Annotated in this window: 11 protein-coding genes; 6 read left to right on the plus strand and 5 right to left on the minus strand. The window is 73.5% G+C overall.

Annotated features, from left to right (window positions below):
* Positions 1-2,131, minus strand: a 2,131-nt coding sequence (locus tag AC061S_RS43360; protein ID WP_478691391.1) for an FAD-binding and (Fe-S)-binding domain-containing protein, incomplete at its 3' end; no start/stop codon positions are given.
* Between the two features lie 116 nt (positions 2,132-2,247).
* On the opposite strand from AC061S_RS43360, the gene serC reads away from it, so the two are divergent.
* The 3 genes from serC to AC061S_RS43375 all read left to right on the plus strand — a co-directional run bounded on the left by serC (position 2,248) and on the right by AC061S_RS43375 (position 5,163).
* Positions 2,248-3,366 (plus strand): phosphoserine transaminase, encoded by a 1,119-nt coding sequence (gene serC / locus AC061S_RS43365; RefSeq protein ID WP_478691392.1) that lies wholly within the window; start codon positions 2,248-2,250, stop codon positions 3,364-3,366.
* Positions 3,367-3,734: 368 nt separating this feature from the next.
* Entirely contained in the window at positions 3,735-4,526 is a 792-nt protein-coding gene (locus AC061S_RS43370; RefSeq protein WP_478691393.1) for a hypothetical protein, read from the plus strand.
* The gene (locus AC061S_RS43375; RefSeq protein ID WP_478691394.1) at positions 4,519-5,163 is read left to right on the plus strand and encodes a class F sortase; all 645 of its coding nucleotides are present in this window, start codon (positions 4,519-4,521) and stop codon (positions 5,161-5,163) included. The genes AC061S_RS43370 and AC061S_RS43375 overlap by 8 nt, the downstream gene beginning before the upstream one ends.
* A gap of 25 nt (positions 5,164-5,188) precedes the next feature.
* Here AC061S_RS43375 and AC061S_RS43380 read toward each other — a convergent pair whose 3' ends face one another.
* Complete coding sequence (locus AC061S_RS43380) at positions 5,189-5,773, minus strand: TerD family protein (protein ID WP_478691395.1); 585 nt, start codon at positions 5,771-5,773, stop codon at positions 5,189-5,191.
* A gap of 167 nt (positions 5,774-5,940) precedes the next feature.
* On the opposite strand from AC061S_RS43380, the gene AC061S_RS43385 reads away from it, so the two are divergent.
* On the plus strand, positions 5,941-9,117 hold the full coding sequence (locus AC061S_RS43385; RefSeq protein WP_478691396.1) for a sacsin N-terminal ATP-binding-like domain-containing protein: 3,177 nt from the start codon (positions 5,941-5,943) through the stop codon (positions 9,115-9,117).
* A gap of 50 nt (positions 9,118-9,167) precedes the next feature.
* Complete coding sequence (locus AC061S_RS43390) at positions 9,168-10,247, plus strand: hypothetical protein (RefSeq protein WP_478691397.1); 1,080 nt, start codon at positions 9,168-9,170, stop codon at positions 10,245-10,247.
* Positions 10,248-10,274: 27 nt separating this feature from the next.
* Here the strand turns inward: AC061S_RS43390 and AC061S_RS43395 are convergent, their stop codons facing one another.
* Positions 10,275-11,288 (minus strand): ArsR/SmtB family transcription factor, encoded by a 1,014-nt coding sequence (locus tag AC061S_RS43395; RefSeq protein WP_478691398.1) that lies wholly within the window; start codon positions 11,286-11,288, stop codon positions 10,275-10,277.
* An 87-nt stretch (positions 11,289-11,375) separates the two neighbouring features.
* Here AC061S_RS43395 and AC061S_RS43400 point away from each other — a divergent pair, with 87 nt between their 5' ends.
* A complete protein-coding gene (locus tag AC061S_RS43400; RefSeq protein WP_478691399.1) occupies positions 11,376-12,560 on the plus strand; it encodes an MFS transporter in 1,185 nt (394 codons plus the stop codon).
* A 43-nt stretch (positions 12,561-12,603) separates the two neighbouring features.
* Here the strand turns inward: AC061S_RS43400 and AC061S_RS43405 are convergent, their stop codons facing one another.
* Both AC061S_RS43405 and AC061S_RS43410 read right to left on the minus strand, forming a co-directional pair.
* Positions 12,604-13,047, minus strand: coding sequence for a hypothetical protein (locus AC061S_RS43405; protein ID WP_478691400.1), 444 nt, complete (start codon positions 13,045-13,047; stop codon positions 12,604-12,606).
* Positions 13,044-13,340, minus strand: coding sequence for a hypothetical protein (locus tag AC061S_RS43410; protein ID WP_243342172.1), 297 nt, complete (start codon positions 13,338-13,340; stop codon positions 13,044-13,046). The genes AC061S_RS43405 and AC061S_RS43410 overlap by 4 nt, the downstream gene beginning before the upstream one ends.
* Between the last annotated feature and the right edge of the window lie 182 nt (positions 13,341-13,522).

A 13,522-nucleotide genomic window follows, 5' to 3' on the forward strand; every position in this document is an offset into this window, starting at 1 on the left:
TTTGAGGCGCGGGGGTCCGGGGGCTGGCCCCCGGCAACGGCGCCGCACCCGGCAAGGAGTCCGGGCGCAGCCCGGGGAACGGTGGAAGGGCGGGTAGGGGACCGGACCCCGCGGAGCGGACCACGGCACGCCACCCGCGCCGGAACGGGATCCGGGCCAGCCGGGGCAAGGGCCGGGACCGTTCCAGGCCCGGGAGCCGGAGGAAGCGGGACAGGAGGTTCAGGGGGCGGGCCAGGCGGAGGGCGGCGATCAGGCGGAGCCAGCCAGGCAGCCCGCCCAGGAGGTAGTGGGAGAGCGGGCGCAGCCGGCCCGCCCAGTGGTGGTGGAGGAACTCCGCCTTGTAGGCGGCCATGTCGACCCCCACCGGGCAGTCGCTGCGGCAGCCCTTGCAGCCGAGGCACAGATCCAGCGCCTCGGCCACCTCCGCCGACCGCCAGCCGTCGGTCACGATCTCCCCGGCCAGCATCTCGTGCAGCAGCCGGGCCCGCCCCCGCGTGGAGTGGCGCTCCTCCCCCGTGGCCCGGTACGACGGGCACATCACCCCCGGCCCCCCGACGTCCGTCGACCGGCATTTCGCGACGCCGACGCACCGCGCCACCTCCCTCGCCATCGGTGACGCCGGGAGCACCGCGAAGCGGAGGTTCTCGTCGAGGCGCGCCGGGCGGACCAGGATCCCGGGGTTCATGCCGCCCGCCGGGTCCCAGACCCGCTTGTAGGACTCGAAGAGCCCGATCACCGAAGGCCCGTACATCCGCGGCAGCAGCTCCGCCCGCGCCTGCCCGTCCCCGTGCTCCCCGGACAGGGAGCCCCCGTGCGCGACGACCAGGTCGGCGAGGTCCGAGGAGAAGGCCCGGAAGCGGGCCACGCCCGGCGGAGTCACCAGGTCGAAGTCGATCCGCACGTGGACGCAGCCCTCGCCGAAGTGGCCGTACGGGGATCCGCGCAGCCCGTGCTCCGCCAGCAGGGCCCGGAATTCCCGCAGGTACGCGCCGAGCCGGGCGGGCGGTACCGCGCAGTCCTCCCACCCCGGCCAGGCCATGGACCCGTCGGGCATCCGGGTCGCCGTGCCGGCGGCGTCCTCGCGGATCCGCCACAGGGCCCGCTGCGCCGCGGGGTCGGTGAGCAGCAGGCAGTCCACCGCGTCGGAGGCCCGCAGGAGCGCGCGGGCCGCGCCCTCGTCGCGCATCTCCGCGAACAGCCACGCCCCGCCCCGCGGGAGCCCGGCGGCCGCCGCCGTCTCGCCGACCAGGTCGGCCGCCATCCCCTCCACGGTCAGCGGCCCGTACGCCAGCAGTCCCGCCGCGGCCTGGGCGGCCGCGCTCTCGTCGGCGTACCCGAGGACGGCCAGCGCCGGGGCGGCCGGCAGCTCCACGAGCCGTACCACCGCCTCGGTCACCACCCCGAGCGTGCCCTCGCTCCCGCAGAACGCCCGGGCCACCTCCGTGCCCCGCTCGGGGAGCAGCGCGTCCAGGCCCCCGTAGCCGGAGATCCGCCGCGAGAAGCCGTCGGCCGGGCCGCCCGCCATGCCGGTGCGCAGGACCGCCAGGTTCCCCGACACCAGCTCCCGCAGCCCGTCCGGCGCGCCCTGCCAGCCGGTGCCGAGCCGGTGGGAGGAGCCCCCGTACACCGTCACGGCCAGCTCGGCCACGTTGTCGGCGGTGGTCCCCCAGGCCACCGAGTGGGCCCCGCAGGCGTTGTTGCCGATCATCCCGCCGAGCGTGCACCGGGAGTGCGTGGAGGGATCCGGCCCGAAGGTCAGCCCGTGCGGGCGGGCCGCGTCCCGCAGCCGGTCGAGGACCAGTCCGGGCTGGACCACGGCGGTGCGGGCGGCCGGGTCCAGGGAGACGAGGGCGTTCAGGTGCCGGGTGAGGTCCAGCACCACGCCGACGCCCGTCGCCTGGCCCGCGATGGAGGTGCCGCCGCCGCGCGGGACGACCGGGACCCCGGCTTCGGCGCACACCGCGAGCGCGGCGGCCACGTCCTGCGCGTCGCGCGGGGCGACCACGCCGACGGGGACACGGCGGTAGTTCGAGGCGTCCATCGTCGCCAGGGCCCGCGCGGCGGCGCCGAAGTCGACCTCCCCGCGCAGGTTCTTCCGCAAGGTCCGTTCGAGTTCACCGGGTGACGTCACGGCGGACAGCCTCCCACCGGCTCCGGCCTGTCTCCCACCGGCTCGCACCCGCCCGTGTCATCTCATCGGGTGGACGCGGTTCCGAGGCGTGGACCCGGACCGGATACGCTCCGCTTGTGGCCGAGATCCAGATTCCCGCTGACATCAAGCCCGCCGACGGACGCTTCGGCGCGGGCCCCTCCAAGGTGCGGACCGAGGCGCTGGACGCCCTCGCCGCCACCGGTACCTCCCTGCTCGGAACCTCCCACCGCCAGGCTCCCGTCAAGAACCTGGTCGGCTCGGTTCGCCAGGGCCTCCGGGACCTCTTCTCCCTCCCCGAGGGCTACGAGGTGATCCTGGGCAACGGCGGCTCCACCGCCTTCTGGGACATCGCGACCGCCGGTCTCATCGAGCGGAAGTCGCAGCACCTCACCTTCGGTGAGTTCTCCTCCAAGTTCGCCAGCGCCGCGAAGTCCGCGCCGTGGCTGGACGCGCCGTCGGTGATCTCCTCCGACCCGGGCACCCACCCGGACCCGGTGGCCGAGGCGGGCGTGGACGTGTACGCGTACACGCACAACGAGACCTCGACGGGTGTCGCGGCGCCGATCAAGCGCGTCGCGGGCGCCGACGCGGGTTCCCTCGTCCTGGTGGACGCGACCTCGGGCGCCGGCGGTCTGCCGGTGGACATCACCGAGACCGACGTCTACTACTTCGCCCCGCAGAAGTCCTTCGCCTCCGACGGCGGCCTGTGGCTGGCGGCGTTCTCCCCGGCGGCCCTGGAGCGCGCGGCCCGCGTGCACGCCTCCGGCCGGCACATCCCGGAGTTCTTCTCGCTGCCGACGGCGATCGACAACTCGCTGAAGAACCAGACGTACAACACCCCGGCGCTCTCCACCCTCTTCCTGCTGGACCAGCAGCTGGAGTGGATGAACAGCCAGGGCGGGCTGGAGTTCACGACCGGCCGTACGGCGGCCAGCGCGGCCCACCTGTACGGCTGGGCCGAGGCGTCGAAGTACGCCAGCCCGTTCGTCGCGGACTCCGCCAAGCGCTCGGCCGTCATCGGCACGATCGACTTCTCGGACGACATCGACGCGGCCGCGGTCGCCAAGGTGCTGCGCGCCAACGGCATCGTGGACACCGAGCCCTACCGCAAGCTCGGCCGCAACCAGCTCCGCATCGCGATGTTCCCGGCGATCGACCCGGCGGACGTGCAGGCGCTCACCGCCTGCGTCGACTACGTCATCGAGAACCTCTGACCGATTCGGTCCGACCCCTGTGGTCCCCGACCGTCCGACACGCTCCGGAGCCCCCGGTGACACCTCGTCACCGGGGGCTTCGTCGTTGCCCGCGACCCGCCTGAAGGGGGTCTGAGGCGGTCCTGAACGAACCCTGAAGGAGGAAGTCCGCCGCGCGGCCCCGAACCCCGGGACCTTGGTCCCAAAAATCGCAGCAAAGAGTCCGCAAACGGATGATCCCCGCCGCCTCCGCGGCCTGCGGCTTTATGCCCCGGGACCTTCGGCAGGGGCCTGTCCCGGCCCCTCGGAGGGGCGCAACCAACCACCCCAGGATGTCCCTCATGTCTGGTGTGCCGGGAACGAACCCCGGCCCGTTCAGGAGGAACCCCATGCGCAAGGCACTTACCTTCTCGGCGATCGCCCTCGCCTCGTCGATGGCCCTGGCCGCCCCCGCCGTCGCGTTCGCCGCCGACTCCACCCCGACGGCGCACAGCAGTGCGAGCGCCGGCGCCGAGGCGGCCCCGGTGGCCCTGAAGCTCTCGACCTCCTCGGCCAAGGCCGGCGACTCCGTCCAGCTCTCGATGGAGGTCCCGGACGGCTCGACGAACCTGGCCATCTCCTCCAAGGCCCTGGACGGCGTCAAGATGACCGACGGCCGCGGCGCCACGGCCACCGTCGCCAAGGTCCCCGCGGGCACCTACGGCGTCTCCCTCACCGGCACGGGCCCCGACGGCAAGAAGCTCCAGGCCACCGCGCAGCTCACGGTCAAGGCCGACGCCCCGAAGCCGACCGAGTCCACCGTCAGCCTGTCCAAGGACAACGGCAAGCCGGGCGACAAGATCCTGGTCACCATCAAGACGGCGGCGAACGAGAAGAGCGCGTTCGTCAAGTCCGACGCCTTCGGCGGCCAGGTCAACCTGAAGAGCAACGGCAAGGGCGTCTGGACCGGCACCGCGGTCGTCGCCAAGGACGTCAAGTCCGGCTACTACGGCGTCGAGGCGTACGCGGGCGGCAAGAAGTTCGACACCGTCAAGTTCTCCACCGACGCCACCGGCCCGGTCAACCCGACGCCGAAGCCGAAGCCGGTCGACCCGAGCCACCACAAGACCCCCAAGGGTTCCGTGAACACCGGCCAGGCCCCGCTCGGCTGGGTCCCCTCGGACGTCGCGAACCATGGCTGAGCAGTCCGCCCCTGAACGCGCCCCCCGCCGGAGCGGCCGCGCACTGCGCGTGGCCGCCCTGGCGGGCGCCTCGGCGCTCACGGTCTTCCTGATCTCTTCCTGCTCCTCCGGCGGCGACGCCGGCGGCGGCGCGGTCGAGAACAACGCGGCCGACGCCAAGACCGCCTCGGTGCTGAACGCCTCCGTACCGGACCGCATCGTGATCCCGGACATCAAGGTCGACGCCCCGCTCGACACCGTCGGACTCGACGCCCAGGGCGCCATGCAGGAGCCCGACTTCGCCAAGCCCAAGGACGCGGCCTGGTACAAGGAGGGCCCGACCCCCGGGGAGAAGGGCGCGGCCGCCATCGTCGGGCACATGGACACCCCGCAGGCGCCCGAGGCCGTCTTCTACAACCTCAAGAAGCTGAAGAAGGACGAGAAGATCGAGGTCCACCGCGACGACGGCTCCACCGCCGTCTTCGCCGTCGACGAGGTCGACACGTTCAAGAAGGACCGGTTCCCCACCGACAAGGTCTACGGGGACACCCACGGCAAGGCCGAACTGCGCGTCATCACCTGCGGCGGCAACCTCACCAAGGACCGCCACTGGGACGCCAACGTCGTGGTGTTCGCGCACCTCGTCGCGAAGGCGTAGCCCGGCCCCCCTCTCCCCGTTGCGCCTACTTCGCCACGGCGAAGCGCATCAGGGCCTGCTCGTCGCCCGGCTTGATCTTCCCGGTCTGGTTGATGACGTGCAGCTTCCAGCTCGCCCCGTCCCGGACCGCCTTGGCCACGGCGCAGCCGTTGTCGCTGCCGAGCAGGCTCGGCCAGATGTCGGCGACCTGCTGGGTGCTGCCGCCCGTGCCGTCGTACACCTTGAAGCTGATGTTGCGGGCGCTCTGGAAGGAGCTGCCCTTCTTGTACGCGGCGGCGACGAAGACGATGGACGTGACGTTGCCCGGTACCCGGGCGAACTCGACGGTCACCGTCTCGTCGTCGCCCTCGCCGTGGCCGGTCTGGTTGTCCCCGCTGTGGAGCAGCGAGCCGTTGCCCATGGGGTCCAGGGAGTCGAGGCCCGCGAGGCGGACCGGGTCCGCGCCCTGCATCGCGATCGCGATCAGGTCCAGGTCGGTCCCGATCTTCCGCTTGAACTTGCCCATCAGGCCGCCGCTGCTGCCCACGGTGGGGTCCCACGAGACCCCGATGGACAGGTGGGTTACGCCGCCCAGGTCCGCGGGGCCGTCTTCCTTGGTGAGCGTGATCATGCGCAATCCTCACAAATAGCAGTGCGATACCGACTCATGAAGTCTGCCTGAAGCCGGTTCGTTTGCGGAGCCGCCCGACGCACGCGATACCTTCAGGGCCTCGGCGTCCGGCGTTCCCCGGATGCCGTACGGCGCAGTACAGCGCAGTACAGCTTGGAGGCAGCAGCGTGAGCGTGCGAGTGACGGCGGCCCAGGACGGCGTGGACCCCTTCGGCACGGCCCGGCTGCGACGCGGGGTGCTCGACGCCTGGGGCGCGGGCCCGGCCCGCTTCCGCGAGGACGCCAACGCCGAGGAGGACCTGGCCCTCGGCGGCTACCGCGACCGGCTCGTCGTGGAACTCGCGCAGAACGCCGCCGACGCGGCCGCCCGCGCCGGGGTCCCCGGCCGGCTGCGGCTCACCCTGCACGCGGGCACCGACCAGCCCGACGGGCACGCGCTGCTCGCCGTCTCCAACACCGGGGCCCCGCTCGACGCCACCGGCGTGGAATCGCTGTCCACGCTGCGCGCCTCCGCCAAGCGCGACGACTCCTCCGGAAGCGTCGGCCGCTTCGGCGTCGGCTTCGCCGCCGTCCTGGCCGTCTCCGACGAGCCCGCCGTCCTCGGCCGGCACGGCGGGGTGCGCTGGTCCCTGGCCGAGGCCCGGGAGCTGGCCCGGGGCGCCGCCGTCGGCAGCTCCGGACTCGGCGAGGAGCTGCGCCGCCGCGACGGCCACGTCCCGCTGCTGCGCCTGCCGCTGCCCGCCGAGGGAACCGCGCCCGAGGGCTACGACACCGTCGTCGTGCTCCCGCTTCGCGATGCCGCCGCCGAGGAGCTGGCCGGACGGCTGCTCGCCGCCGTCGACGACGCCCTGCTGCTGACCCTGCCGGGGCTCGCCGAGGTCGTCGTGGACACCCCCACCGGGGGCGTGCGGACGCTGACGCGCCGCACCGAAGGCCCGTACACCGTCATCACCGACTCCGCCTCGGACACCGCGTCCGGCCGCAGGAGATGGCGCACCGTGCGCCACTCCGGCCCCATCGAGAAGGCGCTGCTCGCGGACCGGCCCGTCGAGGAACGGCTGCGGCCCGTCTGGGCGGTGTCCTGGTCCGTGCCCGTCGACGCCGAAGGCGCCCCGGTCCGCCCCTCGACCGCCGCCGTGGTGCACGCGCCGACCCCGACCGACGAACCGCTCGGCATCCCCGCGCTGCTCATCGCCACCCTGCCGCTGGACACCACCCGCCGGCACCCCGCGCCGGGGCCGCTGACCGACTTCCTCGTGGAGCGCGCGGCCGACGCGTACGCCGAACTGCTGGGCTCCTGGGACCCGGTGAGCACCGCGCTCGTGGACCTCGTACCCGGGCCGCTCGGCAAGGGCGAGCTCGACGGGGCCCTGCGCGCCGCGGTCATCGCACGCCTGCCCCGTACGGCCTTCCTCGCGCCCGCCGCCCCCGGCGGGGAGCCCGGCGAACCTGAAGGGCGAGCCGCCCTGCGCCCCTTCGAGGCCGAGGTGGTGGAGGGCGCGGGCGCCGACACCGTACGGGTCCTCGCGGAGGTGCTGCCGACCCTGCTCCCGGCCGGGCTGGAGCGCCGCCCCGAGCTGCGCACCCTGGGGGTGGGCCGGCTGCCGCTGGGCGAGGCCATCGAGCGGATCGCGGGCATCGAGCGGACCCCGGAATGGTGGTACCGGCTCTACGACAGCCTCGCCGGGGTCGACCCGGACCGGCTCTCCGGCCTTCCCGTGCCGCTGGCCGACGGACGCACCGCGATCGGGCCCCGGCACCTGCTGCTGCCCGGCGCGGACGCCCCGCGTTCGGACACCCCGCGTTCGGGCAGCCCGCAGAGCCTGGCCCGGCTCGGCCTGAAGGTGGCCCACCCGGACGCGGTGCACCCGCTGCTGGAGAAGCTCGGCGCGCTCCCGGCGAGCCCGCGCGCCGTCCTGACCACCCCGCAGGTGCGGGCGGCCGTCGCGGCCTCCCTGGACTCCGGGGAGATCTGGGACGAGGACGCCCTCGACCCCGAGGAGCTGGCCGACATCGTCCTCGGACTCGTCCGCGACGCCGAGCTCTCCCCCGGCGACGAGCCGTGGCTGGGCGCGCTCGCCCTGCCCGACGAGGACGGCGAGCCGACCCCGGCCGGCGAGCTCCTGCTGCCCGGCTCCCCGCTGGCCTCCGTGGTCCGCGAGGACGAGATCCCGTACGTGGACGCCGAGTTGGTGGAGCGCTGGGACGAGCGGACCCTCACCGCCGTGGGCGTGCTCGCCACCTTCCAGCTGGTCCGCGCCACCGACGTGGTCCTGGACCCCGACGAACTGGAGCCCCGCGACGGGGACTTCGCCGAGCCCGACGACGCCGGCCTGCTCGACGCGGTCGACGTGTGGTGCGAGGACCTTCTGGACCAGCTCCCCGACACCCCCGTGCCGCCGGTCGCCACCGAGCTGGTCGCCGTACGGGACCTCGACCTGGTCGACGACGACTGCTGGCCCCAGGCCCTGGCCATGCTGGCCCAGCCTCCGCTCCGGGACGCCCTGACCCAGCCCGTGCGGGTCCTGCTCCCGGACGGCACCACCCGCTCCGTGCGCTCGTACACCGCCTGGTGGCTGCGCGACCACCCGGTCCTGGACGGCCGCCGCCCGGCCGGCCTGCGCTCGGCGGGCGGCGACCCGCTGCTGGCCGGCCTCTACACCCCGGCGGACGCCACCGGCTTCGAGGACGAGCAGGTCCTGCGTGCCCTGGGCGTACGCACCACCGTGCCCGCCCTACTGGAGGAGCCGGGCGGCGCCGCCGAGCTGCTGGGCCGCCTCGCCGACCCGGACCGGGAGGTCGGCGGACGCCAACTGCACGGCCTGTACGGGGCGCTGGCAGAACTGGACCCCGAACAGGTCACCCTGCCCGACGAGCTGCGCGCGGTCGTGGACGGCGAGGTGGTCGTGGTGGACGCGGCCGAGGCGCTGATCGCGGACGCCCCCGACCTGCTCCCCCTGACGGCCGGCCTCCCGCTGCTGCCCGTGGCCCCGTCCCGGGCCGCCGACCTGGCGGAGCTGTTCCAGGTCCGACGCCTCTCGGAGACGGTCCCGGCGGAGGTCACCACCGAGGGCGAGGAGCACCAGGTCCCCGAGTCGGTGCACCAGCTCCTGGGCCCGGCCACCCCGAAGAGCTACGTGGAGCACGAGGAACTCCTGGCGGGCGGCATCGAGCTCGACTGGCGCCGCACCCCGGACGGCACCCTGCACGCCTCCACCCTGGAGGGCGTCGCGGCGGCCCTCGCCTGGGCGGCCGGCCAGTGGCCGCGCCGCTTCGAGGTGGCGGCCCTGCTGGAGGACCCGTCCCGGTCGGCGGAGTTGGCCCGGGACCGCTGGTTCGACTAACCCGCTCCCCTCCCGTACAACCATCCGGCCGCGCCGCGGATCATAGGGGCATGTCCTCTCCCCATGTCCTGATCGGGCGCGGCGCCGGCCGCGGCACGTCGGCCACCCTCGAAGCCGGCCACCTGCGGATCCAGCAGGGCCCGCAGTACACGCTCATCCCCCTCGCGGCCGTGCAAGAGGCCCGCGCGGGGGAGGAGTTGCTCGTCGAAATTATCCTGACCGACGGCGCCGTCCACCGGTTGAACGGCGACAATCCGACCGCCACCGCGGCCTTCGCCGCCGCCCTCAACCGCGCCCTTCCCGAGGACCGGGACCCGGCCGGCAGCGCACTGGTCACCACCAGGTCGGCATCCGATGAGCAGCCGCGCTGGCGCGGGGACGACGCCACGGCCTCGCTCGGCACGGACCGGCTGCGCATCGTCCGGGGCGGGCGGAACACCGACATCCCGCTCGCCGCCGTCCACGAGGCACGCGTCGAGGGCGAGCGGCTCCTCCAGATCGTCCTGACCGACGGCGCCACCCACCAGCTCCCGGGCGGGAAGCCGGCCGCCACCGCGGCCTTCGCCACCGCCGTCAACGGCGCCCTGCCCGGGGAACGGGACCCGGCCGGCAGCGCACTGGTCACCACCGAGTCCATACCCGGCGGGGAGCCGCTCCGGACCATCTGGAGATCCCTGATCTGGCCCGGGGGCATCGCGCTCGCCTACCTCGGCTACACGATCTGGGCCGGCGTCACCCACGGAGCGTTCGTCGCGGTCACCGTGGCCCTCACCGCAATACCGCTGTTCCTCGGCCTGGCCGCCGTCGCCGCCGGCGTCCTCGCCGTGTCCGTGCGGGTGGGCCTGGCCCGGCGCGGCATCACGGTCGAGGCCGTCCGCGCCATCGACCCGCAGGGAATCCCGTACCCCTGGTACGAGTTCACCGCCACGGACGGCGTCACAAACACGCACTACACCCGCAAGCACAAGACGCCGACCCTCCACGTCGTCTACGACCCCCTGCGCCCCTACCGCACCAAAGTCCCGGGCTCGTTCCTCCCGGTGGTGCTGAGATACACCGCCGCCTACCTCTGCGCGTTCGCGATGCTGGCCCTCGCCGCATTCATGACCTACGAGGCCTTCCGCCGGTGACGGGCGGCCCGCCGGGCGGCCCGCCCGTCACCCCACCGGTGTGAGCAGGGCGTCCGCGATGGCCGTCCGGGCGTACAGGACCGAGCGGCCGGCGCGGTGGCCGGTGACCAGGCCCGCGTCGCGCAGGGCCGTGAGGTGCTGGGAGACCGCGGCGGCGGACAGGCCGCTGTGCCGGGCCAGTTGGGTGGTGGAGGCCGGGGTGTCCAGTTCGGCGAGCAGCAGGGTCCGGGAGCGGCCCAGTACGGCGGCCACCGCATCGGTTGCCTTGGCGGCGCGGGGCTCCCAGAGGGTGCCGATCCCCCGGGCCGGGTAGGCCAGTTGGAGCTGGTCGGGGGCCACCGAGCGGGTCAGGATCCGGGGCCAGACGAAGGCGGAGGGCACCAGCAGCAGTCCGGCGCCGGTCTGGTCGCGGGTCAGCGCGCAGGCCCGGCGGACCATGCGCAAGGTTCCGGTGTCCCAACTGACGCTGTCGTGGAGCTCGTTGAGGACGTGGGCGGAGCCGTGCTCGGCGACCTGCCGGGCCCGGTGGAACACGTCGGCTTCGAGGAGCTGGCGGACCCGGGGCCAGTAGGGTGCGAGCGCCAGTTCCCAGTAGGTCTCGATCTCGTCGGTGACCTTCTCCAGTACGGCTTCGGGGTCCTCGTGGAGCAGCCTCAGGCGGGCCGCCGGGCGGGCACCTCCACCTCGGGCACCTCCACCTCGGGACCTGCCCGTGATCGTGTCCAGGTCGAAGCGCACGTTCTCCGGGCTGCTGCCGCGGATGGCCGCGAGCTCGGCGGCCAGTTCCGGGAAGGGGCCGGCCGGGGTCGGGTTGAGGAAGTCCGCGAGGTAGCCCGCGCCCGGGATCAGCGCGGCGAGCCAGCCCCGGTCCAGGCCCGCGCTCTGCAGCCGGGGCCGCACCTGCGCGGCCCAGCGGCGGTGCAGCGGCGGATCGGTCTCGGTGTTCAGCAGCCGGAAGCTGGTGACGACCTCCCACATCGGCGACACCGAGAAGCGGGTCTGCGCCAGGTCGGCCGCGGAGAAGCTCAGTTCGTATTCCATGGCCCCGCATACCCCCGTCGTCGCCCATTGGATTCGGCCCCACCTTAATCAATAGGACCCGCGGCCGTCCCGGCGCAGGCTCCTGTCATGCCCTCCTCCTTCCGCGGCCTCCCGCCCCTCGTCTGGAACCTGTTCGCCGGTTCGATCATCAACCGGCTCGGCTACCTCGTCACCCCGTTCCTGGTCTTCCTCCTCGCCGACCGGGGCATCACCGGCTCCGACATCTCCTTGGTGCTCGGCGCGCTGGGCGCCGGCCACTTGCTCGGCCCGGCCCTCGGCGGGCTGCTGGCCGACCGGATCGGCCGCCGCACGACCATGCTGATCGGGCTCATCGGCTCCGCCGTCGCCCAGGGCGCCCTGTTCCTGGCCCCGGGGCTCTGGACGATGGCCGCCTCCGCGCTGCTGCTCAGCACCGCCGGAGCCACCGTCGGGCCCGCCGCGTTCGCCCTGCTGGCCGACTCGGTGGACAGCGGCTGGCGCCAGAAGGCGTACGCGCTGTTCAACTGGGGCGTCAACATCGGCACGGCGGTCGCCGGCGTCCTCGGCGGATTCCTCGCCGCGCACGGGTACTGGCTGCTCTTCGCCGTCGACGCAGCCTCGGCGCTCGTCTACGCCCTCGTGGTCGCGACCCGGCTGCGCGAGCCGGCCCGCACCGCTCCGGCCAAGGCCACGGGCCTGGGCTACGGGGTCGTCCTGCGCGACCGGCTGATGCTCCTGCTGCTCCCGCTGCTCGGGATCCAGCTGTTCGTGTACTCGCTGACCGAGGTGGCGCTGCCGCTGGCCGTCCGCGACAGCGGGCTCTCGCCGGCCGTGTACGGGGCCCTGGCGGCGGTCAACGCCGTCCTGGTGGTGGCCCTGCAGCCGTACGTGACGGCCAAGCTGTCGGGACTGCCGCAGCTCCCGGTGCAGGCCGCGGGCAGCGCCCTGATCGCCGCCGGGGTGGCGCTGACCGGGCTCGCGGACTCCGTCACCGGGTACGTGGTCTCGGTGGCCGTCTGGTCGCTCGGCGAGCTGGCCGTGGCCGGCATCGCGGCCTCCCTGGTCGCCGACCTGGCTCCCGCCGACGCCCGGGGCCGCTACCAGGGCGCCTTCAGCTGGACCTGGGGCACGGCCCGCTTCTCCGCCCTCACCCTGGGCGTCGCCCTCTACACCGGGGTCGGCCCGGCGGTCCTGTGGTGGGGTGCCCTCGTCGCCGGACTGCTCGCAGCGGCCGCCACCCTGACCCTGCGCACCCGCATCATGGTCCGGACGGAGCACGCGCTGGCGGCCTGACGGTCCCAGGTCCACCAGGTCGCGACGCCCAGCACGGCACCGGCTAGACGGATTCGATCCGGATGCGGTGGGCGCCAAGCAGGCGCTTCATGTCGTCCAGATCGGAGGTGAGGACATTGACCATGTCGCCACGCCGTGATGCGATGACGGCGATCGACGCCAGCACCGCGTCAATCGCGTACTTGTGACCGTGCAGGCCCGCTTCCCGCAGGAGGGAGCGGGCCGTCGCAATGATCTCGTCATCGGTATGCACGATGTCGACGCTCGACAGGAACCAGTCCCACGCCTGCTGCCGGACACCGGCCCGGGGGTCCCACGCCTCCAGCGTCGTGAGCGACGAGGTGACCACGTGCATCTCGCGGTTGGGCGCCCGCCTGATCATGCCCCGTACCTCGCGATCACCTCGGGCGGCCTTGGACAGCGCTTCGGAGTCGAGTACGAGGATCCGTGGCTGCGAAATCAGGCCCGGTGCGGTGCGCGGCGTCATGCGGCAGCCTTCCCCTCGAGCGGGTCCACCTCGCCCTCGCGTCCGCCTTCATCTCTGCCTGCGTGCCAGGCGTCCATGGCATCCAGACGGGCGTCCGCGGCGCGGAGCTCCTCATCGGTGAGCGGCCCGTACTCCTCGTCCAAGAGGTCCGACAGCCCGCGCAGCTTGTCCATGGCCACCTTGTGCTCCACAGCGGCGGTCACGTACGCGGAAACGCCGCGCTCGTCCACGGACGCCTTGATGTATTCCAGCACCTCGTCAGGCAAGGTGATGGTGACCTTCTTAGTTGCCATAAGCCGAGTATGGGTACTGCTCGCAGGCGCTGTCATCACCCACAAGGGTCAAACTGCTAAGAACGTCCGCCAGTAGGTGCCCGACTGGGCGGCAGTAGTAGGGCAGGCACGGTTCGCCCGATCATGGAGTTCTCTACGCTTCATGATCACCGGGGGATCCGTGCCTGCCGTCCCATCATGCA

It is taken from the genome of Streptomyces sp. CA189 (assembly GCF_056428985.1).